The 26,979-nt window shown below is 63.1% G+C and carries 23 protein-coding genes and 2 tRNA genes; 12 read left to right on the top strand and 13 right to left on the bottom strand.

Going from position 1 to position 26,979, the window contains the following annotated elements; genetic code table 11:
* Positions 1 to 89: 89 nt before the first annotated feature.
* The 7 genes from R2C4_RS11695 (at position 90) to R2C4_RS11665 (ending at position 8,158) form a co-directional block, all read left to right on the top strand.
* Positions 90 to 2,384, top strand: coding sequence for a bifunctional salicylyl-CoA 5-hydroxylase/oxidoreductase (locus R2C4_RS11695; RefSeq protein ID WP_141890770.1), 2,295 nt, complete (start codon positions 90 to 92; stop codon positions 2,382 to 2,384).
* A complete protein-coding gene (locus R2C4_RS11690) occupies positions 2,381 to 3,136 on the top strand; it encodes an SDR family NAD(P)-dependent oxidoreductase (RefSeq protein ID WP_141890769.1) in 756 nt (251 codons plus the stop codon). Before R2C4_RS11695 ends, R2C4_RS11690 begins: the two co-directional genes overlap by 4 nt.
* Complete coding sequence (locus R2C4_RS11685) at positions 3,133 to 3,585, top strand: MarR family winged helix-turn-helix transcriptional regulator (RefSeq protein ID WP_008554157.1); 453 nt, start codon at positions 3,133 to 3,135, stop codon at positions 3,583 to 3,585. Before R2C4_RS11690 ends, R2C4_RS11685 begins: the two co-directional genes overlap by 4 nt.
* The gene (locus tag R2C4_RS11680) at positions 3,585 to 4,388 is read left to right on the top strand and encodes an enoyl-CoA hydratase family protein (RefSeq protein ID WP_141892092.1); all 804 of its coding nucleotides are present in this window, start codon (positions 3,585 to 3,587) and stop codon (positions 4,386 to 4,388) included. The genes R2C4_RS11685 and R2C4_RS11680 overlap by 1 nt, the downstream gene beginning before the upstream one ends.
* A 109-nt stretch (positions 4,389 to 4,497) precedes the next feature.
* The gene (locus R2C4_RS11675) at positions 4,498 to 5,658 is read left to right on the top strand and encodes an acyl-CoA dehydrogenase family protein (RefSeq protein WP_141890768.1); all 1,161 of its coding nucleotides are present in this window, start codon (positions 4,498 to 4,500) and stop codon (positions 5,656 to 5,658) included.
* A gap of 1 nt (position 5,659) precedes the next feature.
* Positions 5,660 to 7,273, top strand: coding sequence for an AMP-binding protein (locus R2C4_RS11670; protein WP_141890767.1), 1,614 nt, complete (start codon positions 5,660 to 5,662; stop codon positions 7,271 to 7,273).
* A 393-nt stretch (positions 7,274 to 7,666) separates the two neighbouring features.
* Entirely contained in the window at positions 7,667 to 8,158 is a 492-nt protein-coding gene (locus tag R2C4_RS11665) for a hypothetical protein (protein WP_141890766.1), read from the top strand.
* On the opposite strand, the gene R2C4_RS11660 is transcribed toward R2C4_RS11665, so the two are convergent.
* Positions 8,153 to 9,312, bottom strand: a protein-coding gene (locus tag R2C4_RS11660; RefSeq protein ID WP_141890765.1) for an IS3 family transposase whose coding sequence is annotated in 2 segments (ribosomal slippage) — positions 8,153 to 9,054 and positions 9,054 to 9,312 — 1,161 coding nt in all. Because the reading frame shifts where the segments join, the coding sequence is not laid out codon by codon here. The two genes, R2C4_RS11665 and R2C4_RS11660, sit on opposite strands and share 6 nt — an antisense overlap.
* A gap of 183 nt (positions 9,313 to 9,495) precedes the next feature.
* Between R2C4_RS11660 and R2C4_RS11655 the strand changes: the two genes are divergently transcribed.
* Entirely contained in the window at positions 9,496 to 10,056 is a 561-nt protein-coding gene (locus R2C4_RS11655) for a hypothetical protein (RefSeq protein ID WP_141890764.1), read from the top strand.
* Positions 10,057 to 10,058: 2 nt separating this feature from the next.
* On the opposite strand, the gene R2C4_RS11650 is transcribed toward R2C4_RS11655, so the two are convergent.
* The 4 genes from R2C4_RS11650 to R2C4_RS11635 all read right to left on the bottom strand — a co-directional run bounded on the left by R2C4_RS11650 (position 10,059) and on the right by R2C4_RS11635 (position 13,295).
* On the bottom strand, positions 10,059 to 11,444 hold the full coding sequence (locus R2C4_RS11650) for a hypothetical protein (protein WP_208764489.1): 1,386 nt from the start codon (positions 11,442 to 11,444) through the stop codon (positions 10,059 to 10,061).
* A gap of 29 nt (positions 11,445 to 11,473) precedes the next feature.
* Positions 11,474 to 12,166, bottom strand: coding sequence for a hypothetical protein (locus tag R2C4_RS11645; protein WP_141890763.1), 693 nt, complete (start codon positions 12,164 to 12,166; stop codon positions 11,474 to 11,476).
* A 223-nt stretch (positions 12,167 to 12,389) separates the two neighbouring features.
* A tRNA-Cys gene (locus tag R2C4_RS11640) sits at positions 12,390 to 12,463 on the bottom strand.
* A gap of 124 nt (positions 12,464 to 12,587) precedes the next feature.
* The gene (locus tag R2C4_RS11635) at positions 12,588 to 13,295 is read right to left on the bottom strand and encodes a CbiX/SirB N-terminal domain-containing protein (protein WP_141890762.1); all 708 of its coding nucleotides are present in this window, start codon (positions 13,293 to 13,295) and stop codon (positions 12,588 to 12,590) included.
* A gap of 174 nt (positions 13,296 to 13,469) precedes the next feature.
* Between R2C4_RS11635 and R2C4_RS11630 the strand changes: the two genes are divergently transcribed.
* The 4 genes from R2C4_RS11630 (at position 13,470) to R2C4_RS11615 (ending at position 18,693) form a co-directional block, all read left to right on the top strand.
* A tRNA-Gly gene (locus tag R2C4_RS11630) sits at positions 13,470 to 13,543 on the top strand.
* A gap of 196 nt (positions 13,544 to 13,739) precedes the next feature.
* Positions 13,740 to 15,539 (top strand): ABC transporter transmembrane domain-containing protein, encoded by a 1,800-nt coding sequence (locus tag R2C4_RS11625; protein WP_141890761.1) that lies wholly within the window; start codon positions 13,740 to 13,742, stop codon positions 15,537 to 15,539.
* A 211-nt stretch (positions 15,540 to 15,750) separates the two neighbouring features.
* Positions 15,751 to 17,646, top strand: a complete 1,896-nt coding sequence (locus R2C4_RS11620) for an acyl-CoA synthetase (protein ID WP_141890760.1) — start codon at positions 15,751 to 15,753, stop codon at positions 17,644 to 17,646.
* Between the two features lie 120 nt (positions 17,647 to 17,766).
* Positions 17,767 to 18,693 carry an alpha/beta hydrolase gene (locus R2C4_RS11615; protein ID WP_141890759.1) on the top strand — a complete coding sequence of 309 codons (927 nt, stop codon included), beginning with the start codon at positions 17,767 to 17,769 and terminating at the stop codon, positions 18,691 to 18,693.
* Between the two features lie 6 nt (positions 18,694 to 18,699).
* On the opposite strand, the gene R2C4_RS11610 is transcribed toward R2C4_RS11615, so the two are convergent.
* The 8 genes from R2C4_RS11610 to R2C4_RS11575 form a co-directional block, all read right to left on the bottom strand.
* Positions 18,700 to 19,257, bottom strand: coding sequence for a DUF4453 domain-containing protein (locus R2C4_RS11610; protein WP_141890758.1), 558 nt, complete (start codon positions 19,255 to 19,257; stop codon positions 18,700 to 18,702).
* Positions 19,258 to 19,326: 69 nt separating this feature from the next.
* The gene (locus R2C4_RS11605) at positions 19,327 to 20,163 is read right to left on the bottom strand and encodes an alkaline phosphatase family protein (RefSeq protein ID WP_141890757.1); all 837 of its coding nucleotides are present in this window, start codon (positions 20,161 to 20,163) and stop codon (positions 19,327 to 19,329) included.
* A 133-nt stretch (positions 20,164 to 20,296) separates the two neighbouring features.
* Positions 20,297 to 21,145, bottom strand: a complete 849-nt coding sequence (locus R2C4_RS11600) for a DUF2182 domain-containing protein (protein ID WP_244940721.1) — start codon at positions 21,143 to 21,145, stop codon at positions 20,297 to 20,299.
* The gene (locus tag R2C4_RS11595) at positions 21,129 to 21,770 is read right to left on the bottom strand and encodes a DUF1326 domain-containing protein (protein WP_141890756.1); all 642 of its coding nucleotides are present in this window, start codon (positions 21,768 to 21,770) and stop codon (positions 21,129 to 21,131) included. Before R2C4_RS11595 ends, R2C4_RS11600 begins: the two co-directional genes overlap by 17 nt.
* 215 nt (positions 21,771 to 21,985) lie before the next feature.
* Complete coding sequence (locus tag R2C4_RS11590; RefSeq protein WP_058285844.1) at positions 21,986 to 23,623, bottom strand: ABC transporter ATP-binding protein; 1,638 nt, start codon at positions 23,621 to 23,623, stop codon at positions 21,986 to 21,988.
* On the bottom strand, positions 23,620 to 24,435 hold the full coding sequence (locus R2C4_RS11585) for an ABC transporter permease (protein WP_058285843.1): 816 nt from the start codon (positions 24,433 to 24,435) through the stop codon (positions 23,620 to 23,622). The genes R2C4_RS11590 and R2C4_RS11585 overlap by 4 nt, the downstream gene beginning before the upstream one ends.
* Positions 24,432 to 25,388: an ABC transporter permease gene (locus R2C4_RS11580; protein ID WP_058285842.1), complete on the bottom strand. Its 957-nt coding sequence runs from the start codon at positions 25,386 to 25,388 to the stop codon at positions 24,432 to 24,434. Before R2C4_RS11580 ends, R2C4_RS11585 begins: the two co-directional genes overlap by 4 nt.
* On the bottom strand, positions 25,389 to 26,972 hold the full coding sequence (locus tag R2C4_RS11575) for an ABC transporter substrate-binding protein (RefSeq protein ID WP_058285841.1): 1,584 nt from the start codon (positions 26,970 to 26,972) through the stop codon (positions 25,389 to 25,391). It abuts the gene before it with no gap.
* Positions 26,973 to 26,979: the final 7 nt, after the last annotated feature.

Raw genomic sequence — 26,979 nt, 5'->3', positions numbered from 1 at the left:
TGCTTCAAGCTTAAAACTTTAGGCTTGAAGTTTTTCCGGACCCCCTTATCCTGATCGCCGTAAACAGCGCTGAGCGGGAGGGGATGGTCATGAAAGTCGTCTGTCTGGGGGGAGGGCCTGCCGGCCTCTACTTTGCGATCTCGATGAAACTGCGCCAGCCGGAGGCGGAGGTCACGGTGGTCGAGCGCAACAAGGCGGATGACACCTTTGGCTGGGGCGTGGTGCTGTCGGATGACGCGCTGGAGAACCTGAGTGCAAACGACCCCAAAAGCGCAGCGGCAATCCGGGAGAGCTTTGCCTATTGGGACGACATTGCGGTTGTCCATGACGGCACCCGCACGGTGTCGGGCGGCCACGGCTTTGCCGGGATCGGGCGCAAGAAGATGCTTCTGCTGCTGCAGGACCGGGCGCGGGAACTGGGCGTGAACCTGCAGTTTGAAACCGTTGCCAAGACCGCGGCCGAATATCAGAAAGAATACGATCTGGTCGTCGCCTGCGACGGCTTGAATTCCAGTGTTCGCAATGAGTTCGCGGAGCATTTTAAACCGGAAATCGATGTGCGGCCTTGCAAGTTCATCTGGCTGGGCACGCATCAGAAATTCGATGATGCCTTCACCTTCATCTTCGAGAAGACCAAGCACGGCTGGATGTGGATCCACGCCTATCAGTTCGACGCCGATACCGCCACGGTGATCGTCGAATGCTCTGCCGAGACCTGGGAAGCCTGGGGGTTTGAGGGCATGAGCAAGGAGGAGATCGTCCGCACCTGCGAGGAGATCTTTGCCGATCATCTGGACGGTCACGCGCTGATGTCGAACGCGGCGCATCTGCGCGGGGCGGCGGTGTGGATCAACTTCCCGCGGGTGCTCTGCGAGAAGTGGCATCATGAGAATGTTGTGCTGCTGGGCGATGCGTCGGCTACGGCGCATTTTTCGATCGGGTCGGGGTCGCGGCTGGCCTTTGACAGCGCGATTGCGCTGGCGGAGCTGGTCAGCACCGAACCGTCGCTGGAGCGCGCCTTTGAGCGCTATCAGGAAGAGCGGCGGCTGGATGTGCTGCGGCTGCAATCGGCGGCGCGCAATTCCTTGGAGTGGTTCGAGGAGGTCGAGCGCTATCTGGACATGGATCCGGTGCAGTTCAATTATTCGCTGCTGACCCGCTCGCAGCGGATTTCCCACGAAAACCTGCGCCTGCGGGATGCGGAATGGCTGCAAAGTGCCGAGAAGTGGTTTCAGGACAAGGCGGGCGCGCCTGCGGATGCGCCGGTGCGGCCGCCGATGTTCGCGCCCTATGCCTTGCGTGGTATGGAGCTGAAGAACCGCATCGTGGTCTCCCCCATGGCGCAGTACAAGGCGGTGGATGGCAGCCCCACGGACTGGCACCTGATCCATTACGGCGAGCGCGCCAAGGGCGGGGCGGCGCTGGTTTACACCGAAATGACCTGTGTGTCGGCGGAGGGGCGGATCACGCCCGGTTGCCCGGGCCTCTATGCGCCGGAGCATGAGGCGGCGTGGAAGCGGCTGACGGATTTCGTCCACGGTGAAACCAGCGCGAAAATCTGCTGCCAGATCGGCCATTCGGGCCGCAAGGGCTCGACCCAGCTGGGCTGGGAGGAAATGGACGCGCCGCTGCCGGAGGGGAACTGGGAGACGGTCTCGGCCTCGGCGATCCCGTGGTCGGACAACAACCCGGCCCCGCGGCAGATCGCGCGGGATGAAATGGACGCCATCAAGGCGGAATTCGTGGCTGCCGCGCAGATGGCGGAGCGCGCAGGGTTTGACATGATCGAACTTCATGCGGCGCATGGCTATCTGATCTCCTCGTTCATCTCGCCAAAATCGAACATCCGGGAGGATGAGTACGGCGGTTCACTCGAAAACCGCCTGCGCTACCCGCTGGAGGTGTTCCAGGCGATGCGCGCGGTCTGGCCGGAAGACAAGCCGATGTCGGTCAGGATCTCCGCCAACGACTGGGTGGGCGATGAAGGTGTTACGCCGGAGGAGGCGGTGGAGATCGCCAAGGCCTTCACCGCCGCCGGTGCCGATATCATTGACGTCTCTGCCGGGCAGACTTCGACTGATGCGCAGCCGGTTTATGGGCGGATGTTCCAGACGCCGTTTTCCGACCGCATCCGCAACGAGGCCGGGATTGCCACGATGGCGGTTGGCAACATCTATGAGGCGGACCATGCCAATTCGATCCTGATGGCGGGGCGGGCGGATCTGGTCTGCGTCGGGCGTCCGCATCTGGCTGATCCCTATTGGACGCTGCACGAGGCCGCGCGGATCGGCGACCGGCATGGCGAGTGGCCGCTGCCCTATCACGCGGGCCGCGATCAGCTGTGGCGGCTGGCGGACCGCGAGGCGGAGGTGATCCGGGCATGAGCGTGGACGGCAGACATGCGGTGATCTCTGGCGGCGGCTCCGGCGTCGGCGCCGAGCTTGCGGCGCGGTTTGCCGCGGGCGGTGCCAGGGTCACAATCCTGGGCCGCCGCATGGAGCCGTTGCAGGAGGTGGCGGACCGCACGGGCGCCTTTCCCGCTGTGTGCGATGTGACGGACAGGGCGGCGCTGGATACCGCTTTGGCCAAGGCGGCTGAGGCCAACGGGCCGGTCAGCATTGCGCTGGCCAATGCCGGTGCTGCGCCCTCCAAACCCTTTGAGCGGATGACCCCGGCGGATTTCGAGGCGGCGCTGTCGGTCAATCTGACCGGTGTTTTTAACCTGTGGCAGGCCTGTTTGCCGGGGATGAAGGCGCAGGGCTGGGGGCGTCTGATTGCCGTGGCCTCCACCGCCGGGCTGAAGGGCTACCCTTATGTCTCGGGCTATTGCGCCGCAAAACACGGGGTTGTGGGCCTGACCCGGGCGCTGGCGGTGGAGCTGGCGAAAACGGGTGTGACGGTGAATGCGATCTGCCCGGGTTTCATTGAAACGCCGCTGCTGCAAAGATCGCTGGACAATATCGTGGCCAAGACCGGCATGACAGCGGAGCAGGCGGCGAAGTCCCTGCGCCGGGGCAACCCGCAGGACCGCTTCATCCAGCCGGAAGAAGTCGCAGAGGCGGCGCTGTGGCTGGCCAGCGCAGGCGCGGGGTCAGTCAACGGCAGCGCGCTGCCGATTTCGGGAGGGGAGATTTGAGCACAACTTCGAAAGACCGGCTGCGGCTGTGGCTGAAGGTGCTGAAAGCCACCAAGGCGGTGGAGAGCGAAGTGCGGGAAAACCTGCGCCGCGATTTCTCCACCACGCTGCCGCGGTTCGACGTGATGGCGGCGCTGATGCAGCACGATAAAGGCCTGAAGATGAGCGAGCTGTCGGGGGTTCTGAAAGTCTCCAACGGCAATGTGACGGGCATTGTCGAGCGGCTGGTCGAGGACGGCCATGTGCTGCGCGAGAAGGTCGAGGGCGACCGGCGCGCCAACCTGGTGCGGCTGACGCCAGCGGGCAAGGCGGAGTTTGCCCGGCAGGCGGACGCGCATGAAGGCTGGATCAATGCGGCCTTTGACGGGCTGACCGCGGATGAGGCGCAGAGAATAACAGAAAGCCTGGACGCGGTGGCGCGGCGTCTGGAAAACGGAGGCAAGGCGTGATGCTGAACAAGGACCCGAAACACTTCCTGTGCCGGATCGAAGACGGGGTGGCAACCGTCTCGCTGGACCGGCCGGAGCGCAAGAACCCGCTGACCTTCGACAGCTACGCGGAGCTGCGCGACTGGTTCCGGGATCTGCAGTATGACGATACGGTCAAGGCGGTGGTCTTTGCCTCCAACGGCGGCAACTTCTGCTCTGGCGGCGATGTGCATGATATCATCGGGCCGCTGACGAAGATGAGCATGAAGGAGCTGCTGGCGTTCACCCGGATGACCGGCGATCTGGTCAAGGCGATGGTGACCTGCGGCAAGCCGGTGATTGCGGCGATTGACGGGATCTGCGTCGGCGCGGGCGCGATCATCGCCATGGCCTCGGACATCCGGATCGCGACGCCGGAGGCGAAGACCGCGTTCCTGTTCACCCGGGTCGGTTTGGCGGGCTGCGACATGGGCGCCTGCGCAATCCTGCCGCGGATCATCGGCCAGGGCCGGGCGGCGGAGCTGCTGTATACCGGGCGGTCTATGAGCGCCGAGGAGGGCCACGCCTGGGGCTTTCACAACAAGCTGGTTGCGGCAGATGAATTGGCAGCTGAAGCGCAGAGCTGGGCGGAGCGGATCGCGGCGGGGCCGAACTTCGGGCATATGATGACCAAGACCATGCTGGCGCAGGAATGGTCGATGTCGATCGAACAGGCGATCGAGGCGGAGGCCCAGGCGCAGGCGATCTGCATGCAGACTGCGGATTTCGAACGCGCCTATCATGCCTTCGTGAAGAAGGAAAAGCCGCTGTTTGAAGGCGACTGAGCCGTGACACCGCTGGAGCCTGCGCCGGAGGAGGGTGCAGGTGCCTCCGGCGGGAGTATTTTGGGAAAGATGAAACGGGCGGCAGCCTGTTCAGCGGGAGGAAACGCGGATGGCGGACAAGAGCTTTCTAACCTGGCCGTTCTTTGAGGACCGGCACCGTGCCCTGGCGGCGGAGCTGGATGAGTGGGCCGGGGCGCATCTGGGCGGGATTGATCATTCGGACACGGATGCGGCCTGCCGGTCTCTGGTGGCGGCGCTGGGTGCGGCGGGCTGGACCCGGCACAGCGGTGCCGAAGCCGGTGAGACCTTGGATGTGCGCACGCTGTGCCTGATCCGCGAGACGCTGGCGCGCCATGACGGGCTGGCCGATTTCGCCTTTGCCATGCAGGGGCTGGGGACGGGGGCGATCTCGCTGTTCGGCACCCCGGAGCACCAGGCGGAATGGCTGCCGCTGACGCGGGCGGGCAAGGCGATTTCGGCCTTTGCCCTGACCGAGCCGCAGTCAGGGTCGGATGTGGCGAATTCCACCATGACCGCCACTCTGGATGGCGACCATTATGTGCTGAATGGCGAGAAGACCTGGATCTCCAACGGCGGGATTGCCGATGTTTACACGCTGTTTGCCCGCACCGGCGAGGCGCCGGGGGCCAAGGGGCTGTCGGCCTTTATCGTGCCCGCGGGCTTGCCCGGGTTCGAGGTGTCGGAACGCCAGCAGGTGATCGCGCCGCATCCGCTGGCGACGCTGCGGTTCACTGACTGCCGCATTCCGAAGTCTGCCTTGCTGGGCCAGCCCGGCGCGGGCTTCAAGATTGCGATGTCGGTGCTGGATGTCTTCCGCTCCACTGTGGCGGCGGCGGCGCTGGGCTTTGCCCGCCGGGCGCTGGACGAGGCGCTGCAGCGGGTGAGCGAACGCACGGTGCAGGGCGCGCCGCTGTTTGAGTTGCAGATGGTGCAGGGCCATATCGCCGACATGGCGCTGGATGTGGATGCCAGCGCGCTGTTGGTCTACCGCGCCGCCTGGGCCAAGGATTCCGGTGCCGCGCGGGTCACGCGGGAGGCAGCGATGGCCAAGCTGTTCTCCACCGATCAGGCGCAGCAGGTCATCGACAAGGCGGTGCAGCTGCATGGCGGCGACGGTGTGCGCAGGGGGCAGAAAGTGGAGGAGCTGTACCGCGATATCCGGGCCTTGCGCATTTACGAGGGGGCCTCGGACGTGCAGCGGGTGGTGATCGCGCGCCAGACGCTGGGTGCCTTTCAGGGAGGGAATTGAGATGCTGGGACCAACGGCCCATGTAGACACATTCACCCGGGACAACCTGCCGCCGGCGGACCAGTGGCCGGAGTTCCTGCTGGAGGGCTTCGAGTACCCAGAGTACCTGAACGCGGCAGTCGAACTGACTGATGCGATGGTGGAGAAGGGCTTTGGCGACCATACCGCGCTGATCGGCAACGGCCGCTACCGCACCTACAAAGAGCTGGCCGACTGGACCAACCGGCTGGCGCATGTGCTGAGCGAAGACCTGGGCGTGAAGCCCGGCAACCGGGTGCTGATCCGCTCGGCCAACAACCCCGCCATGGTGGCCTGCTGGCTGGCGGCGACCAAGGCGGGCGCGGTGGTGGTCAACACCATGCCGCTGCTGCGCAAGGGGGAGCTGGCCAAGATCGTCGACAAGGCCGAGGTGTCGCACGCCCTGTGCGATACCCGTCTGAAGGATGAGCTGGTGGCCTGCGCCAAGGAGTCGAAGTTCCTGAAGACGGTTGTGGGCTTTGACGGCACCTCCAACCACGATGCGGAACTGGACCGGCTGGCGCTGGAAAAACCGGTGACCTATCAGGCGGTTAAAACCGGCCGCGATGATGTGGCCTTGCTGGGCTTTACCTCCGGCACCACCGGATCGCCCAAAGCGACGATGCATTTCCACCGCGATCTGCTGATTATCGCAGACGGCTATGCCCGCGAAGTGCTGGATGTGAAGCCGGAGGATGTGTTTGTCGGCTCGCCGCCGCTGGCCTTCACCTTTGGCCTGGGCGGGCTGGCGATCTTTCCCTTGCGGTTTGGCGCGGCGGCAACGCTTCTGGAAAACGCTTCGCCGCCGAACCTCATCGAGATCATCGAGAAATACAAGGCAACGGTCTGCTTTACCGCGCCGACTGCCTACCGGGTGATGCTGCGGGCGATGGAGGAGGGGGCGGATCTGTCGTCGCTGCGGGCCGCGGTCTCCGCTGGCGAGACGCTGCCTGCGCCGGTATATCAGGAGTGGATGGAGAAAACCGGCAAACCGATGCTGGACGGGATCGGCGCGACGGAGCTCTTGCATATCTTCATCACCAACCGGTTCAGCGACCACCGCCCGGCCTGCACCGGCAAGCCGGTGAGCGGTTATCAGGTGAAGGTGCTGGATGCAGACGGCAACGAGGCCCCGCGCGGCGAGGCCGGGCGGCTGGCGGTGAAGGGGCCGACCGGCTGCCGCTATCTGGCGGACAGCCGCCAGGCGGATTACGTGAAGGACGGCTGGAACATCACCGGCGACAGCTTCATCCAGGATGCGGACGGCTATCTCCATTTCGCCGCGCGCAACGACGACATGATTGTCTCGGCCGGCTACAATATTGCCGGGCCGGAAGTGGAGGCGGCGCTCTTGGCGCATGAGGCGGTGGCGGAATGCGCCGTGGTCGGTGCCCCGGACGAGGCCCGCGGCGAGATCGTGCAGGCGCATGTGGTGCTGGCCGAAGGGCAGGTGCCGTCGGAGGAACTGGTCAAGCAGCTGCAGGACCACGTGAAGGCGGTGATCGCGCCGTACAAGTATCCGCGCTCGGTGGTGTTCACCGGCGCGCTGCCGAAGACGGAGACCGGCAAGATCCAGCGGTTCCGGCTGAAGAGCTAGCTGTAGCGGGTATCACTTGCAGAACCCCCTTGGCGGCCGCCTTGCCGCCGGGGTGGTTCGAAGCGGCGCAGCGCGCGTGCGGCCTGTGCGGCTGCAGCGCGTTGGGGTGTCACGGAACTTAGGGAACTGAGGTGGAGGCGAGTACCGGAATCGAACCGGTGTACACGGATTTGCAATCCAGTGACGATGCTGTAAAAACAACAAGTTATACGGATGTGTCTGAGAGTTGTGTCTAAGTTTTTTCCGCTGTATGCAGACGGTAGCCGCAGCGTGAATCCGTGAGTTGCGGTAGGTTTTTCACAGGATTTCTGCCGTGACCTTAAATCAGCATACGCACAAAAAACCGTAGAAAAGGGCCTTACGATCTACAAGACAGGTCGCAGCCGTTACTGGATGGCACGCCTGTGGGATCGCCGCAAAAACAAGTACGTCGTGAAGAGTACAGGGGAGACCAAGAGGCTCGATGCCACGACCGTCGCGCGTGAGTGGAAGGACGATTATCTACAAGCTGCGAACCAGCACATCGCCAAAGCCAACACGGATGACTCCTTCGAGTATTACGCACGGATGATACCCAAATCGCACAAGGACGACTGGGTGCTGCTCAAACGTGCAGAGGACGGCATTCTGGCTCAGTTGGGCAACTACGACGTCAAAGCTCTGACAACTGCTGTGATGAGATCGTACATCGCCACGGTCAACGGGAACCGGAAAAGCCCCTTGGCTGTGTCCACCCAGAAGAAACACATCATCACGATCCGAAAGGCTCTCAAGTACGCTCAGGAGAACGGCAAGATTGCGAATGTGCCTGAGAGTCCCAAACTTGACACTCAGGTCGATAAGCCACGTTCAGTGACCTGCCCCCCGCTGGTCCCTCGTTCATGAGGAGAGTCTGCGGGTTTGGTTTTGGTAATCGTCGGTCTCGGGCTTGGCAAGCGCGGCAGGCGCGGAGCCCTCAAATAGCTCAAGCGCCTGCCGCGCTTGCATTGGCGTTCTGTTCCCCAGCGAAGAATGCGGCCTGACGTTGTTGTAATCGTAGCGCCACAGCGCCAGCTTGCGGCGGGCATCGTCCAGGGTATCGAACAGCTCTTCATTGAGAAGCTCGTCCCGCAGGCTGCCGTTGAATGACTCGATAAAGGCATTCTGCTGCGGTTTCCCGGGGTCGATGTAATACCAATCCACGCCGTTCCTGTCGGCCCATTTCAGGATTGCCCGGCTGGTGAATTCCGTGCCGTTGTCGCTGACAATGCAAGCGGGTTTCCCGTAGATCCGGACGAGCGCGTCCAGCTCCCGGGCAACGCGCTCTCCTGAAATGCTGGTGTCTGCCGCCAGGCACAGGTTTTCCCGGCAGCAGTCGTCATTCACGGCCAGGATGCGAAACTTCCGCGCCGCGCCGAAGCTGTCTGCCAGGAAATCCAGGGACCAGCGCTGGTTGGGCTGTGTGGCTTCGGGCATCGGCGTTCTCGAGCCCCGGGCGCGTTTGCGGCCCCGCCGCCGTTTCACTGCAAGACCCTCCTCCCGGTAGAGGCGGTAAAGCTTTTTGTGGTTCATGATCATGCCTTTGCGCTCAAGCAGCACGCCGATCCTCCGGTAGCCGAACCGGCGGCGTTTGCCAGCGATCTCTTTCATCTCCTGGCGGATCTCGGGATGGTCGGGCGGGCGTTTGCGCCGGACCGTCTTGGGGTCGACACCGACAAGCCGGCAGGCCCTGCGCTGCGAGATGCCATGATCCCGCATCGCAGTGAGCGCTGCCTCTCGCCGCTCCTTCGGTGCCGTCAGCTTTTTCCCAGCAGGTCTTTCAGAACCACATTGTCGAGCATCGTGTCTGCCAGCAGCCGCTTCAGCTTGGCATTCTCATCTTCCAGCGCTTTCAGCCGCGCCGCCTCCGATACCTCCATGCCGCCATACTTGGACTTCAGCTTGTAAAAGGTCGCCGGGCTCAGCCCATGCCGGCGGCACACCTCCGCCGTCGGCATCCCGGCTTCCTGCTCTTTGATCATCCCGATGATTTGCGCCTCGGTGTAACGGCTCTTACGCATTCGTCTGCTCCTACATAGGTTGGGCAGACTCTACATCATGGTGAGGGATTTCGCGGGCGGCAGGTCAAAGGGCGTGGACGTTCCCATGCGTCGCAAGACGAAGGCGCCCTAAACCCTTTGTTGCGAACGTTTCCTCCGCTAGGATCAACCCGTGGTGGTGTGTGATTCTGCGGAGGATCGCTTTTGGCGAAAGACACTAGGAATATCGGACAAGTCGCGGACGACGCGATCAGGCGTGGTCTGCGAAATCACGAGGTCCTCGACGAGGTCAAGCGTCTGCACCCCGACGGCAATACGAAGATGGCGTCGATCGTTTGGTACAGAAACCAGCTCAGATCGAACGGCGAGGATGTTCCGACGGAGACCGAACTCAAGAATGCAGCTCGCCAAGCCGGCCTGGAGCTGTCAACTTCGCCGCCAGATGGCAGCACCGAGCCGAAATCCACCAAAGAACTCCTGATCGAAAAGACGATGCGCGAGTTGATCCTGGACGGATCGACCAACGAACAGGTCCACGATACGACTATGCGAGCTTACCCCGAGGCTCGTCTTAAGCATCGGGACGCCGAGGACCTACGCACCGCCATGATCCGTGCCGGGGAAAACGTTCCGACCGACGACGAGGCTCGGCGTTCCCAAGGCGGACCGCCTTGGTCTCCCGACGCAACCGGTGAGGATCAACTCGGCCGACGGGAGGAGGCTCTAGGCTTGCTTTCAAAGGTAGAGAACCTTCTGCGAAAGTAACGTTACGTCTTCGGCAGCTTCAGCCGGTCGCGATAGACGCCAATACGTTTGCGAGCTCGATCCACGACGTCCCCGTAGAACAGGAGCTCCGAGTAGAGTTGACCAAGTGTGGCCTGGCTTTGCGGCTCTTTTACGTCGTCGGTGCTGAAGAAGCCGTTCTCGCCGGGCAGACGATTGTAACCGCGCAGGCGGATCGCGTTGATGGTGTCACCGATCAGGTAACCATAGAACTTCTTCAGCTTCCCACCAGATTTCGCCGCGAGCAGTGTGGCGTACTCCATCAGGTCGTTGTCGTGCTCGTCGAGACTGACCCCCGGCGCCTTGAACTCAACGATCACGACGGAGCCTTCTTCGTGGAACAGCGCTATGTCCGGGCGGCAGCCCCCGTTCTCGTCACCTATCCGATTGAGCAGATCACCGACGGCATCATCGACGTCGGCTTCGAAGATGTTCTGGCCGTTGTCCCATTTGATCTGGTTTAATGGCATGTCGGAGGCGATGTAGTCGTAGTAGTGATACTCCTCGCTGAGCAACCAGACGTCGTGGTCCGAGACCTCCTCACTGTCCTTCCGCATTGGAAAAAAGATGCTGTGTATCAGGGCCTCGTTCTTGCGGCGCTGTCCGTCCGGTAGTTCGGTCTGGACGTTGAGGCCCTCATTCACGGCTAGGTCCAGCACGTCGATCAGAGCTGACCTGCGAACGACCAGCTGTGAGAGGTTGGCCATGTCCATAGTCTTGAGCGAAGATGCGTATTCCCACGACAGGTCGTCGATCTGGCGCCGGAAGTCCTCGCTGTCAGGTGCAAGCCCCTTGATAGCTTCCTTCATGGCCGAAAGGCTGGAAGTCTCGTTGACCACCTGCTCCTGAAGGTTCGTCAAGACACGCTTCGCGACCTCTTTCGGCGTGTCCCCGAACTTCACGCGCGTGTTCGAGTACGAGAGCATCTCCTCAGAGACGCCGAAGTCCTGCGCCACGTCTTTCACGATCGTGTCCCTGGACCAATCAGGTGGCGTTATGAGCTCCTGCACCTTGTCGTCGAGAACCGAGAAAATGTCCTCAAAAGTGACCTGCATCCCTCCGAAGAGGTCGCCTGAGCCGTCGTCTACAGGTATCTTGTCGAACCCATCGCGTTGCTCGTTCACACCGTCATCCAACAGGGCCCCTTCGACGAGGACAATGTGGTAATAGCCTTCAATGGCGTTGTTCTCGAGCGTCTTGGTCTTGAGATAGCGACCCGTGATGAGTTCAGCGATCGAGGCCTTAGCACACAAGCCTATGATGTTGCGAGGCAACGGGTACTGCGTCTCGTCCAGCTTGTAGTGCGTTATGGTGAAGTCGGCCGATACCGTGTCCTCACCTTCGACGTGTTCGACGGTGATCGGCGTCACGGACGTGTGCTCCGGGATGTCAGTGGGCGTCAGTGTCTGTTCGGACTTGGTGCCCCAAGGTCACTGACGAACTTGATCTGGAACTCGCCGAGGTCATCCTTAAGACTGACGACCCTTTGCAGCAGATTGAAGAGAACGTGCTGTCTGATCGCCTCGGCGGTGAACGTCCGATGCACGCTGGCGACGGATAGGTTGGTCTCGCGCAGCCTCGACACCACGTGCGATAGGCGTATCTGGGTCCCGACTTCGCCCGTATCCCGCGCTTCCATCGTGAAATCGGTCTCTTCGATGGTCTTGCGATCGCGCCGAAAAGGCAGGGAGATGTGCTTAAACCCGTCCCCCTCTCTGTAGATGGACGACAGTGAGACAGCCGTGAAGTGGTGGAAGAACTGGACGCGACCGGTTCCCTTACATTTCCCGATGCCAGGGATGTTGAGGTCGTCCTTGTAGGAGGTGTCCTTAGTCAGGAAGGCCTTGCGCTGGTCTGGCCCAAGACCGCAACCGTTGTCCTCGCAGGTGATCTCAAGGTCGTACTCCTCGCCCAGCAAGTCCGCTTTCGTAGCTTTCACCTGGAGCGTCACGTCCAGGGCGACCGCATCGGCCTCATCCCTCTTTCGGATCAGGAACGCGTCGATCGAGTTCGCCAGCAGCTCGTCCACGACCACCAGTGGGTTCTTACTGATGCGAGTGTTCTTCAGGCTACCGCGGATATCGAGCGTCACTGCCAGTCCTCAATCATCTAACAATTTGTTTTTCCCACTTATCCTAGCGTGTTCCCTCCAAGTCAATTTTCGCGTGCTTGAGCCCTTGGGGCCCGGTGAGGAACCACTCTGGGCTGATCGCATCGCAGGAACATTATTTTGCGCCGTACTGTGTCTATACTGTTCGCGGACAATCGACCTGATTGCCGCCAGCCGATAAGTCCATGTTTTCGCTGAGAAATTTTGGAGGCGAGTACCGGAATCGAACCGGTGTACACGGATTTGCAATCCGCTGCGTCACCACTCCGCCAACTCGCCATCCGTGGTGTAAGGCGTGATTAATCACATGCACTGCGCTGGCGCAAGAGGCGTTTTGCCTTTGCCCTGGCCGAATATTATTTTTCTTTCCGGTTGGGTAGAATCCCGCCGGGCCGGGGTTTGGTCAGGGTTCGACGTCCAAGGCTGCGGTGCGGATGGCCGCGGCGATCAGCTTGGGAACGCCCGGCAGCGCGCCGGTGACCGGCAGCACCGCGCCGCCGAACCGGGCCGCCTCCAGCGCTGCGGGAATGTCCTCTTTCACGTGGTCGCCGGCCTGGGCAAAGAACGGCAGGCAAAGGGCGCGGGCGGGCAGCTGCGCCGCCGCGGTTTCAATACGCGGGTCCTGTTCGACGTAGCCGGGGGTGACCGTGCAGCCGGGCAGCAGCGGGCGCAGTCTGGCGGCGAAGTCTTCGGCGGCCTCGGCCGCCTTGGGGCCGCGCGCGGAGCCGTGAGCGGCCAGCAGCAGGTGGAGCCCGTCCGTATTCCACCCCTGCGCCTGCGCCGCTTCATGAACAGCCTGGGCCGCCAGAGGCGGCAGGGCGGCATCCAGGCCGAAAGGCGCCGCGATGCGGCAGCTGATCCCGTTCAGGCGCGCTGGCAGCACCTTGGCGGTGAAATACCCCTGCGACATGAAGAACGGGTAGACGACAGCGCCATTTGCCGTCACCTCCTCCAGCCGCTCCGGCGTGGCGAGAGTGGCGGAGCGGATGTCCCAGCCCGGTAAAAACGCGGCAACTTCCGCCGCGAGGCTTGCCAGATCCGCTTCGGCGGGCCCGGGGGCGGAGGGCTGTCCGTGGGCGGTGATAACGGCGGTTTGCGGGCTTTGGGTCACAGCGTGCGTCCGGATTGTTGAGGGGGCTGCCGGGCAGCGGGATTATCCTGTCATTTGGGGAGCTTGGGGGGCGTTCCGCAAGGGCCGCAGAGAATTTTCCGACCGCCCCGGGAGAAAGCAATTCAAGGTGGTTGACCTTCTCCGGCGCTTCCCATAAATCAGCAGATGTCCTGAGCGGGTATGGTGAAATGGTATCATAAGAGCCTTCCAAGCTTAAGGTGCGGGTTCGATTCCCGCTACCCGCTCCAGACCTTCCCCGCACTGCCTGCCCAAGCGCCGCGCTGATACCAAGCCTTTGCTGATACAGTGTGACGCGGGCCGTTGCCATTCTCATACACAGTTTGAAACTGCTCTGCGCTTGACGTGCGGAGCCTGCGGGGCCATGAACCTTGGCAAATGCGCGGGTTCCAGGCCCGCAAGACCAAAAGTGCAGAAGGATCCGGAATGGCGCGGAGACAAGCGGCCCCGAACGCGGAACAGGAGCGGGAAAAGTCCCGGAAAATTGGCGTGCTCTCGGCCCTGTGGCCGTTCATGCGGCCCTACCGGGGGCTGATGTTTGCAGCCACCTGCGCGCTGGTGCTGACGGCGGCGCTGTCGCTGACGCTGCCGCTGGCGGTGCGCCGGGTGGTGGACAATTTCCGGATCTCCGACTCCGAGCTGCTGAACCTCTATTTCAGCGCTGCGCTGGTCATCGCCGCGCTGCTGGCCGTGGGCACCGGCGTGCGCTACGCGCTGGTGACCCGGTTGGGCGAACGCGTGGTGGCCGATATCCGCAAGGCGGTGTTTGACCGGGTGATCGGCATGAGCCCGGAGTTCTACGAACGCATCATGACCGGAGAAGTGCTGAGCCGGATCACCACGGACACCACGCTGATTCAGTCGGTGCTGGGCTCGTCGGTGTCGATCGCGCTGCGCAACCTGCTGATTTTCCTGGGCGGCATGGTGCTGATGCTGCTGACCTCGGCCAAGCTGACCGCGATGGTGCTGCTGATCGTGCCGGCGGTGATCGTGCCGATCCTGTTCCTGGGCCGCCGTCTGCGTGCGATCAGCAAGGAGAACCAGGACTGGATCGCGGCGTCGTCCGGAAACGCGGGCGAGGCGCTGGGGGCGGTGCAGACGGTGCAGGCTTTTACCCATGAAAACGCCAGCCGCCTGAAGTTCGGCGAGATGACCGAAACCGCCTTTGACGTCTCACGCCGCCGCATCCGGACGCGGGCCTATCTGACGGTGATCGTGATCTTCCTGGTGTTTTCCGGCATTGTCGGCGTTTTGTGGATGGGGGCCAACGACGTGCGCGCCGGCGTGATGACCGAGGGCACGCTGATCCAGTTCGTGATCTACGCGGTTCTGGTTGCTGGCTCGGTGGCGGCGCTGTCGGAGATCTGGAGCGAGCTGCAGCGGGCCGCCGGGGCAACCGAGCGGCTGGTGGAATTGCTGAACGCCGAGGACACCGTGGTGGATCCGGCGGCCGCGCAGGTGCTGCCTGCGCCGGTCAGGGGGGAGATCGCATTTGAGAATGTCTCCTTCCGCTATCCGTCGCGGCCGGACGTCTCAGCGCTGGAGGATGTGTCGCTGACGGTGCGGCCCGGTGAGACTGTGGCCTTTGTCGGCCCGTCGGGTGCAGGGAAGACCACCATCATTCAGCTGCTGCAGCGCTTTTATGATCCCAACCAGGGCGCGGTGAAGCTGGACGGTGTGGCGCTGAAACACCTGCAGCGGGATGAGTTCCGCCGCCATATCGCGCTGGTGCCGCAGGACCCGGTGATCTTTGCCGCCTCGGCCCGCGAGAACATCCGGTTTGGCCGCCCCGGCGCCTCCGATGCGGATGTGGAAGCCGCTGCCAAGGCTGCCGCGGCGCATGAGTTCATTTCCACGCTGCCGGACGGCTATGACAGTTTTGTCGGCGAAAGGGGCGTGATGCTGTCGGGCGGGCAGAAGCAGCGGATCGCCATTGCACGCGCCATCCTGCGGGACGCGCCGGTGCTGCTCTTGGACGAGGCGACCTCGGCGCTGGATGCAGAAAGCGAACGGCTGGTGCAGGCCGCGGTGGATGAGCTGAGCCAGGGCCGCACCACGCTGATCGTGGCGCACCGTCTGGCCACCGTGAAGAAGGCGGACCGCATCGTGGTGATGGACCAGGGCCGCATCGTCGCCACCGGCAGCCATGATGAGCTGGTGGCGCAGGGCGGCCTTTATGCGCGCCTTGCCAAGCTGCAGTTCACCGAGGGTTTGGCCGCGGAGTAACCGCTGCCATTTGCATGATTCCAGGCGCCCCGGACCTTGTCCGGGGCGTTTTTTGCGGCAGAAGGCCGGTTCCCGGTGGAATTGGCGTCACGTCATGCCGCAACCTGCCTTGACGTGACCCCGTGCCGGAGCTTGCGCAAATGCGTGTTTCCAATAGTCTGTGGCGAACGAGAACACACCCCGAGACACCGGGGGTACGGGGAGGAGACGAATGGGTTTTAGCGGGATTACGGACCGTAACGCGCTGCAGAATGAAATGCCGTACGAGGCGCGGGATTTGCCAGCCACGCTGTATGGGCTGCTGTCGCGCACGGCGGACAAGTATCCGGACAGCAATGCGGTCAGCTATCAGATCTTTTCTGGCCCCAAGGACAAGGCGGAAACCCTGACCTGGCGCACGCTGAAGGAGCAGGTGAGCCAGGCAGCCAACATGTTCCGCGCGCTGGGTATCGGTGAAAAGGACGTGGTGGCCTATGTGCTGCCCAACTGCAACGAGACGCTGGTGACCATGCTGGGCGGCGCGGTGGCGGGGATTGTGAACCCGATCAACCCGCTTCTGGAGCCGGAGCAGATCGCCTCGATCCTGCGCGAGACAAAGGCCAAGGTGGTTGTAACCCTGCGGCCTTTCCCCAAGACCGACGTGGCGCAGAAAGTGGCCGAGGCAGTGCGCCACGCGCCGGGGGTGAACACGGTGCTGGAGGTGGATCTGAACCGCTATCTGACGCCGCCGAAATCCTGGATCGTCCCGCTGGTACGGCCCAAGCTGGATAACCAGGCTAAGGCCGCGCATGCCGATTACATGAGCTTTGCCAAGGAGATGGCGAAACACCCCAAGACGCTGGCCTTTGCGGACAGCACCGGCGACCGGGTGGCCTGCTATTTCCACACCGGCGGAACCACGGGCATGCCCAAGGTGGCGCAGCACAAGTATTCGGGCCTGGTCTATAACGGCTGGCTGGGCAGCACCCTGCTGTTCACCGAGGAAGACAACATCATCTGCCCGCTGCCGCTGTTCCATGTCTTTGCTGTGCATGTGATCATGATGGCGGCGGTGGCCTCTGGCGCGCATGTGGTGTTCCCGACGCCGCAGGGCTACCGCGGCGAGGGGGTGTTCGACAATTTCTGGAAGCTGATCGAGCGCTGGAAGATCACCTTTGTCATCACCGTGCCCACCGCGGTGTCGGCGCTGATGCAGCGGCCGGTGGATGCGGATATCTCGACCGTGAAGACGGCGTTTTCCGGCTCCGCCCCGATGCCGATGGAGCTGTTCAAGCGGTTCGAAAGCGCCTCCGGCGTCACCATAGTCGAGGGCTATGGCCTGACCGAGGCCACCTGCCTGGTGTCCTGCAACCCGCCCGGCGGCGAGAAGAAGGTCGGCTCTGTCGGCATTCCGTTCCCTTATACGGACGTGCGGATCGTCAAACAGACCAACGGCGGCCCGCTGGAATGCGGGGTGGACGAGGTGGGCGAAATCTGCGTGTCCAACCCCGGGGTTTTTGCCGGCAGCACCTATACCGAAGCCGACAAGAACGTGGATCTCTACTATCAGGAGAAATTCCTGCGCACCGGCGATCTGGGCCGCATCGACGAGGATGGCTACCTGTGGATCACCGGCCGCGCCAAGGATCTGATCATCCGCGGAGGCCACAACATCGACCCGGCTGAGATCGAGGAGGCGCTTCTGGGGCATTCCGCGGTGGCCTTTGCCGGCGCGATCGGCCAGCCGGACGCCCATTCCGGAGAGTTGCCCTGCGCCTTTGTCGAACTGGTCGATGGCGCTTCGGTCAGCGAGAAGGAGCTGCTGGAATACTGCAAGATCCACGTGCATGAGCGCGCGGCGATCCCCAAGCATCTGACGGTGCTGGATGAGCTGCCGAAAACTGCGGTGGGCAAGGTGTTCAAGCCTGATCTGCGCAAACTGGCGATCACCCGTGTCTACAACGGGGCGCTGGAACAGGCTGGAATCGCTGCGCGGGTTGTCAGCGTGATTGATGACAAGAAGCGGGGGCTGGTGGCGCAGGTCGCCGCCAACGGCAGCTCGGAGGCGGATATCAACGGTGTTCTGAACAGCTTCACCCGGCCGTGGGAGCCTGCCGCGGCAGCGTGACCGCTGTCATCCGATGCAACATCAAAGGGCGCCCTGCGGGGCGCTTTTCCATTCAGGCATTCCATTTGCGGGAATCTCTGCCTAGGCTCGGGAAAACGCGGCGTGCAGGGAGGCTCGCAGATGGACTATGAACGGCTGATCGACGAGGAGACCTGGGATTTCATCCAGAAGACCGGCGAGCTCTATCCCGATGACGCCACGGACATGTCCATAGACGAGCAGCGCCGCATCTATGACTGCATGGCCCGGGAGTTCCGGGCGCCGCGCCCGGACTTCGTCACCTTCAAGGACGCCCGGGCCGGCGGGGTGCCCGTGCGGATCTATACAGCGGGCGATCCCACCCGCACGGTGCTGTTCTGCCACGGCGGCGGTTTTGTCGTGGGGGGGCTGGACAGCCACGACGACATCTGCGCCGAGCTCTGTGCCCAGACCGGCTACAGGGTGGTGGCGGTGGATTACCGGCTGGCCCCGGAGCACAAGCACCCCGCCGCATTCGAAGATGCCTGGACGGTGCTGAACTGGGTCGAAAAGACCTATGGCAAGGGGATTGTGCTGGCGGGCGACAGCGCCGGGGCGAACATCTGCGCTGCGGTGGCGCACCACGCCCGGGGCCGGACCGATGCGCTGCTGGGTCAGGTGCTGATCTACGGCGTCTTTGGCGGTGATACGGACCAGGGCTCCTACATCGAACACGCCCAGGCGCCGATGCTGACCCGCGAGGATGTGCTGTATTACATGAACATCCGCACGGACCGCGCAGCGCCCAAGAGCGATCCGCTGTTTGCACCGCTTCAGGACAGCGATTTTTCCGGCCTGCCGCCGACGGTTCTGGTGACAGCCGATTGCGATCCGGTCCGCGACGACTCGCGCGATTACCGGGACCGCATCCTCGGTGACGGCGGCAAGGCGCATTGGATCAACGAGCCGGGTCTGATCCACGGCTATCTGCGCGCCCGCCACAGCGTCAGCCGCGCCCGTGACAGCTTTGAGCGGATCTCGGTTGCCATCGAAGCGCTGGGGCAGGGCATCTGGGCCTATGACGATTAGGAACGCCTAGCCGGCAAAATCCCGGCACCGCTCCTCGTACTGCGACGTATCCAGCCAGCCGCCGCTGATCACCTGCCAGTCCGGGCCGGAGGTGGTGACATAGGTCCAGCTGCCCACCGGGATATGGGAAAACTTGACGTAGTCGCCGGGATTGATCCGCCCGACCAGCGGGGCATCCGGCCGGTGCCCGGCCCGCAGGCCCATCGCCGGCCCCAGCCAGCCCAGGCAGGCGCCTTCGAACTCGTCATGCACCGGCAGGTCCCACAGCTGGTAGCGCAGATGGAGGTCTTGCAGGTTCAGGTAGGTCTGCTTGTTGTTCACCCGGCAGCCGATGCGGGCCTCCATCTGCTTGACCTGTGCCACCAGCCTTTCGTCCTGCGGCGGCAGCGAAACGGATTTGCCAAGGCAGCCCCGGTTGTCAAAGACGGCCTGGCCCAGCGGCGAGCCGAAGCAGTAGCCGGCCCGGTCGATCACCGCGTTCCGGGTGAACCAAAGGTCGTGGCAGGTGTCGCCGGCCAGAACCGGCGCGGCAAACAGGCAGAAGGCGGCAGCAAGGGATTTCATGGCAGTCCTTTCCGGCAACTGAAAACGGCGGCTGAGGGCCATAATAGCACACGGGCCGCCGTAATCGCGTTACCTCAGGAACGGCTCTGCCTTCATGGTTTCGGCAATGGGCGCGCCCAGCCGCTTAAGAATGGTCGGGGCCAGCTGGCGCTGGTCGATGACGTCACTGTGGTCGGGGCCGTCGGCCTCGCCAAAGTAATAGAGCGCGGTTTCCTGCTGCAGCGGGCTGCGGCCGCCGTGATGGCCGCGCTCGTCCTGGCCGTGGTCGGCGGTGACGATCACCTCATAGCCCAGATCGCGCCAGCGGGTGATGAAGGGTGCCAGCATCTCATCCATCACGAAACAGGCGTGGTCCATCTCCTGGCAGTCGTGGAAATAGCGGTGGCCCATGCTGTCCAGCGTGCAGGTGTGCAGCATCCCGTAGTCGAGGCCGAAGCGCAGGCAGAGATTGGTCAGCGTGCCAAACAGGTCAACATCTGACGGGGTCATCTGATTGTCCTTGCCGTAACCGGTCATGGTGTGGAACCGGCCGTGGCTGATGGTCTTGCTCTCCGGTTCGTCATATTCGATGTCGCGCACGCAGTCGAACGGGTGGCGGTTGAAGAAGGACGACCAGAAGCTGTGCGCCACGGCCCCGGTGACGCCGCCTGCCGCGCGGACCTGGCTGAACACGTCCTTCTCCTTCAGCCGGAACACGTTGGCGTTGCCGGTGCAGCCGTGAACGGCGGGGGCCACGCCGGTGTGGATCGAGGCATAGCAGCTGGCGGAAATCGACGGCAGCACGCTGCGCAGCTTCCACACGCGGGCGTCGCCGCTGTCCACCCAGCCTTCCAGGTTGCCGAACAGGCGGCGGAAGTTGCGCCAGGGCACGCCGTCCAGAATGATGAGCAGAAGTTTTGTGTCCATGGCCCGAATCCCTCTTTGCCTTGCAGTGGCTTCGGTGCCCCATTTTGATGTCAGTTTCCTGAAGCGCCATTCAAAAAGCGAAGGGATGGTCTGAAACCGGCACCATGTTGGGGGAGGGCAGGCCTGCCGCGGCTCAGAACGCGGTGGCCAGCAGGCTGGCGCCGGCAAGCATCAGCAGGAGGCCAGCGGCCGGAGCGAACAGCCGGGCGCGCGCCAGGTGCTTTTCGGCCAGCACGTAGAGCGCAATACCGGCGATCCAGTACAGGTTCATGACCCCGCCCGCAAAAAGCAGCAGCATCAGCGCCCAGCAGCAGCCCAGGCAGTATGCGCCATGGTGGGCGCCCATCAGTACAGCACCAGCCATGCCTGTGCGGTGGTGCGCGGTCAGAAATTGAACCGGCGTCCGGCAGTGGGAGAGGCAGGCGTGCTTCCAGGGGGTAAACTGATAGGCGCCCGCCGCCAGCAGCAGCGCCCCCGCAAGGGCACGGCTGCTGAGCGACATCATAGGCCCGTTTGACAGGCCAGCGGTTTCCAGCCCCCACTGCACAGCGGTGGCGGCGAGTGAAAAGACTGCCCAGGCCAGCAGGTAGCCGCTCAGGAACAAAAGGCTGAGCAGCGGTGCCCGTGCGGGGCTTGAGCCGGCTTTCTTGAGGGCGGTGAACAGCAGCAGGACAGGGGCCGCGCTGGGGGTCATCATGGCGATCATCATCAGCCACCACATCAGAAAGATCAGACCGGCATAGCCCGCCGTCCAGGCGGTGCCGGGTCCCATCTGCATCGGTTCGCCGATGGGGCCGGCCATCCGGGTCATTTCGACCGCGGTCATTTCCATGCCCGCGCCAAGCACCGTATAGGCCGCGCTGAGCGCAACAACGATGGCCGCGGCGCCCAGCACCACGGCTTCGCCACGGCGCGCCAGCCATTCCGCGGGCCCCGTGCTGTGCTGGGCTCGCGGCGTGGCGTTCTCAGGCCGCGCGCTCAACGCCTCTGCCGGTCAGGTGCAACTCGGCGATATGGGCGTGGGTTCCGCTGTTCTTTTCCAGGCTGATGGCTGCATTGCGGGTTTGGGTGGTGCCGCATGCCATGGTGGCCTTGGAAAACTCAAACCCGTTCGGCAGCGTGATGCTGATGAAATGCGGATCACCGGAGACAATGTTCGGGATCGGCTGCACCTTGGTTTCTGCATAGCTGCCCACTGTTGCGGTGCCGGTGCCGCTCTCCGCGTCATAGTCCAGTGAGATTTTCGCGCTCAGCGTCTCGTGCCGGGTCGGGCTCATCAGGCTGAACACCGAGAACATGGTGGCAAATTCGTCCGTGTCTTTGCCTGTCATGATCGCTTCCAGCGCTGCGCGCTGCTCGTCCGTTGCGCGTTCGTCGATAATCATCTGCATCTGGCCGTTGCCCTCGTGCACCGGACCCGGCCATTTATAGAGAACCGCAGCATACAGGCCGTCCAGCTTGACGCTGCCGTAATGCCCCTTGTCGATGCGGTAGGTCAGCAAAGCCTCGCAAGTGCCGTCCGTGGGCAGTTGGGAAAACTGGCAGGGGCACCCGGGATTGCAGTTGCAGTTGCCGATTTCCTGTCCGTGAATGGCCCAATCCGTCATGACATTCCCTCCTGTTCTGCGTGAAAAGCAAAACTGCCCGGAGGTTTCGGGGCCGGCCTGCAGGAAATCAGCTGCGCTCGGTCATGATTTTCTTGCTTGCGGCTGGTATCGCCGCACTCTCCCAGTGGCGACAAAGTACCACAAAACAGAAACGCCGGAAAAAAGAAAAAGCCCCCGCCCGCAGCGGGGCAGGGGCTTTGCATCCAGCGGTGGAATCAGTTGCCGGCGCTTTCCATCTTGCGGTGGGCGATCACCTCTTCCAGCCAGCCGAGCTTCATTTCCGGAACGGAGCTGAGCAGCAGATCGGTGTAATCGTCAAACGGCGGGCTCAGCACCTTGGACTTGCTGCCGTAGCGCTGCACCTTGCCCTGATACATCACCGCGATGTTGTCGGAGATGGCCCGCACAGTCGCCAGATCGTGGGTGATGAACAGATAGGCGACATCCTCGATCTTCTGCAGCTCCAGCAGCAGCTTCAGGATGCCGTCCGCCACCAAGGGGTCCAGCGCCGAGGTGACCTCGTCGCAGATGATCATCTTGGGCTTGGCCGCCAGCGAGCGGGCGATGCAGACACGCTGCTTCTGGCCGCCGGACAGCTCTGCCGGATAGCGGTCCATGAACTTCTCGCCCAGCTCAATCTCGTCCAGCAGCTCGATGATCCGCTTGCGCTTCTCCTTGCCCCGCATGCCGAAGTAAAACTCCAGCGGGCGGCCGATGATGGTGCCGACGGTCTGGCGCGGGTTCATCGCGACGTCCGCCATCTGGTAGATCATCTGCAGCTCGCGCAGGTCTTCGCGGCTGCGGCCCTTGAGGTCGGGCGAGAGGGTGCGGCCGGCAAATTCGATCTCACCCTCGCGCGGCGGCAGAAGGCCGGTGATCACGCGGGCGAGGGTGGACTTTCCGGAGCCGGACTCGCCCACCACCGCCAGGGTCTGGCCGGGGTACAGATCGACGTTCACATTGTGCAGCACGTCGAACTGGGTGCCCTTGTAGCGCGCGGTGATGTTGCGCACGCTCAGCACCGGCTCCGCGGTGGGGGCCTTTTCCTCATGCTCGATGGAGCGCACCGAGACCAGCGCCTGGGTGTACTCCTCCTGCGGGTTGTTGATGATCTGGTCGACAGGGCCGTATTCGACCGTGTTGCCCATCTTCAGCACCATGATGTCGTCGCTGACCTGCGCCACGACTGCCAGATCGTGGGTGATGTAGAGCGCGGCAACGCCAGTGTCGCGGATCGCTTCCTTGATCGCCATCAGCACGTCGATCTGGGTGGTCACGTCGAGCGCGGTTGTCGGCTCGTCGAACACCACCAGATCCGGCTCCGGGCACAGTGCCAGCGCGGTCATGCAGCGCTGCAGCTGGCCGCCCGACACCTGGTGGGGGTAGCGCTCGCCGATGTTCTCCGGATCCGGCAGGCCCAGCTTGGCAAACAGGGTCCGTGCCCGCGCCTCGGCCTCCTTGCGGGAGAACTTCTTCTGCTCCACCGCGGCCTCGACCACCTGCTCCATGATTTTCTTGGCCGGGTTGAAGGAGGCTGCCGCGGATTGCGACACATAGGTGACCTCGCCGCCGCGCAGCTTGCGGATGTCGCCAAGCTTGGACTTGAGGACGTCGCGGCCGTTGACCCAGACTTCGCCGCCGGTGATCTTCACACCGCCGCGGCCATAGGCCATGGAGGCCAGGCCGATGGTCGATTTGCCGGCACCGGATTCCCCGATCAGCCCCAGCACCTTGCCGGGCGCGAGGTCAAAGCTGACCCCGTGCACGATCTCGATATCACGGGGCTTTTCGCCCGGCGGATAGATGGTCGCGCCGATTTTCAGGTCGCGGACTTTCAACAGGGTATCGCTCATCCGCGGCCTCCTTTCAGCGATGTGGTCCGGTTCAGCACCCAGTCAGCCACCAGATTGACCGAGATCGCCAGGGTGGCGATGGCAAAGGCCGGGATCAGGGCCGCAGGAATGCCGTAGACAATGCCGTCCTTGTTTTCCTTCACGATGCCGCCCCAGTCGGCTGCCGGCGGCTGCACACCCAGGCCCAGGAAGGACAGGGTGGAGACGAACAGCACCGCAAAGATGAACCGCAGCCCCATCTCGGCCACCAGCGGCGACAGCGCGTTGGGCAGGATTTCACGGAAGATGATCCAGGAGGTCTTCTCGCCGCGCAGGCGCGCGGCCTCGACGTAGTCCATCACCTCGATATCGACCGCAACCGCCCGCGCCAGCCGGTAGACCCGGGTCGAGTCCAGCAGACCCATCACCACGATCAGGATCGGGATGGTCACCGGCATGACCGATAGCACGACGAGGGCAAAGATCAGCGTCGGGATCGACATGATCAGGTCGACAAACCGCGACATCGCCTGATCCAGCCAGCCGCCGGCCTCGGCGGCGATGAAGCCCAGAATGGATCCGGTCGTAAAAGACAGCAAGGTTGCAGCGGTGGCGATGAAGATCGTGGTTTGGCCGCCGTAGATCATCCGGGTCAGCAGATCCCGGCCGATGTTGTCGGTGCCCAGGAGAAAGTCGGAACTGGCGGGTTCCCAGACGTCGCCAACCACTTCACCCACCCCATAGGGGGCCAGCAGCGGCGCAAAGATCGCGCCGAGAAAGTACAGGGCCGTGAAGAACAGCCCGATGAGTGCGGAAATGGGGATATTCTTCATTTCGGGTGCCTCAGGCGCGGGTTGCTCAGAATGGCGACGATGTCAGCGATCATGTTCAAACCGATATAGACAGCGGCAAAGATCAGGCCGCAGGCCTGCACCACAGGCACGTCCCGCTTGGACACATGGTCAACCAGATACTGGCCCATGCCGGGGTAGACGAACACCACCTCGATCACCACAACGCCGACCACCAGATAGGCGAGGTTCAGCATCACCACGTTGACGATCGGGGCAATGGCGTTCGGGAAAGCATGGCGGTAGATCACCTGAAAGGCGTTGAGGCCCTTCAGCTCGGCTGTTTCAATATAGGCCGACTGCATCACGTTCAGGATCGCGGCCCGCGTCATCCGCATCATATGCGCCAGCACAACCAGGGTGAGCACGGCGATGGGCAGGGCGATCGCGTTGAGCTTTTCGAACAGGTTCATGTTGTCGTTGATCATCGCCACCGACGGGAACCATCGCAGCTTCACTGCGACGAGATACATCAGCACATAGCCGATCAGAAATTCGGGGATGGAGATCGAGGCGAGGGTTACGCCGGAGATCAGCTTGTCGGGCCAGCGGTCCTTGAAGCGGACGGCGACCAGGCCCAGGAAGATGGCCAGCGGCACCGCCACCACGGCAGCCCAGAATGCGAGGAACAGCGTGTTCCAGAAGCGGCTGGCGAGGGCTTCGGAAATATCCTGGCCGCTGGTGAGCGCAGTTCCCAGGTCGCCTTGGATGGCACCGAACAGCCAGGCGAAATAGCGCTGCACGGGCGGATCGTTGACACCCAGCTCTGCCCGCAGGTTGGCGAGCGCTTCCGGGGTTGCCGACTGGCCCAGAATCGACTGGGCGACATCGCCGGGCAGCACCATCGTGCCGGCAAAGATCACCACTGAGATGAGCAAAAGAAGCAGGAGGCTCAGCGCGATGCGCTGAGCCAAAAGTTTTACAACCGGGGACATTTAGGCTTTGACCCACAGCTTGCTGGCCGCATAGCCGTTCATCAGAACCTGGCCCGGGATGCCCTCGACAAAGCCGTCGACCTTGTCGGTGGTTGCCTCGACGAAGTCGTTGAACATCGGGCAGATCAGGCCGCCTTCGTCGCGCAGGATGGTCGACATGTCGGCATACATCTGCGTCCGCTTGGCAACGTCCAGTTCGCCGCGTGCGGCCACCAGCATCTGGTCGAACTGCTCGTTGTTGAACCGGGTGTCGTTCCAGTCCGCGGTGGACAGGTAAGCGGTGGTGAACATCTGGTCCTGTGTCGGACGGCCGCCCCAGTAGCTGGTGCAGAACGGCTTGTTGTTCCAGACTTCCGACCAGTAGCCGTCGTTCGGCTCGCGCTTGACGTCCAGCTTGATGCCGGCGCCTGCCAGCGACTGCTGGAACAGCGCAGACGCGTCCGGCGCGCCCGGGAAGGAGTTGTCCGAGGTGCGCAGCAGGATCGAGCCGTCGTGGCCGGACTTCTTCAGGTGGTGCATCGCCTTGTCCGGGTCGAACTGGCGCTGTTCCAGCTCGGTGTACATCGGATAGGAGGCGTTGATCGGGGTGTCGTTGCCGACGGTGCCGTAGCCGTTCAGGATCTTGTCGACCATTTCCTGGCGGTTGATGCCGTATTTCAGCGCCAGGCGCACGTCGTTGTTGTCGAACGGCGCGGTGTTGCAATGCATGATGAACACGTAATGGCCGGCCGCGGAGGTCGAATGCACGGTGATGTTCGGCGCACGGTCCACCAGTTTCGCGGTGCGCGGCGGCACCCGGTCGATCACATCCACCTGGCCGGACTGCAGCGCCGCGACGCGGGCAGTGTCGTCGTTGATGACGATGATTTCCACGGTGTCCGCGTTGCCCAGATCGCCCCAGTAATTCGGGTTCTTCTCGGCCACGAAGCGCACGCCCATGTCGGAGGACTTCATGATGTAGGGGCCGGTGCCGATGGCGGCTGCCGGATCGTCCATGCCGCCGCCCGGCTGAATGATCAGGTGGTAGTCGGCCAGCAGATAGGGCAGGTCGGCGTTCGGGCTGTCCAGTTCGAAGACAACGCTGTCGCCGTCCGCGCGCACGTCCTTGATGCCGCGCATGATGCCCAGGGCGCCCGACTTGGTGTCTTCGCCGCTGTGGCGCTCCATCGTCTTGACCACATCTTCGGCGGTCACGTTCTGGCCGTTCGAATAGGTCACGCCGGAGCGCAGCTTGAAGGTCCAGGTCTTGGCGTCGGCCGAGGCTTCATAGCTTTCGGCCAGCTTGCCTTCGATGCCGCCGTCCTCTGCCAGCTCGACCAGCGTTTCCCCCCACAGGCGGGTGACCATCAGGCCAACGGTATTGGTGACCAGCGCCGGATCCAGGCTGTCGGTGGTGGACCCGCCCTGCAGGCCGAGACGGATAGTGCCGCCTTTCTGCGGGCCGGCCGCCTTGGCGGCGCTGGACAGCAGCAGGTTGGCGGATACAGCGGTAAAGCCCAGTGCGGCGGCCTTGCCCAGGAAGTCACGGCGCGAAAGTTTGCCCGCCACAGCCTGACTGGCCAGATACTGCATGTGTCTGTTCATTGAGTTC

The organism is Leisingera aquaemixtae, assembly GCF_006740765.1.
Taxonomy (GTDB): Bacteria; Pseudomonadota; Alphaproteobacteria; order Rhodobacterales; family Rhodobacteraceae; genus Leisingera; species Leisingera aquaemixtae.
Note: the sequence above shows the minus strand (reverse complement) of the source record. Positions and strands in the feature narration are given on the sequence as shown.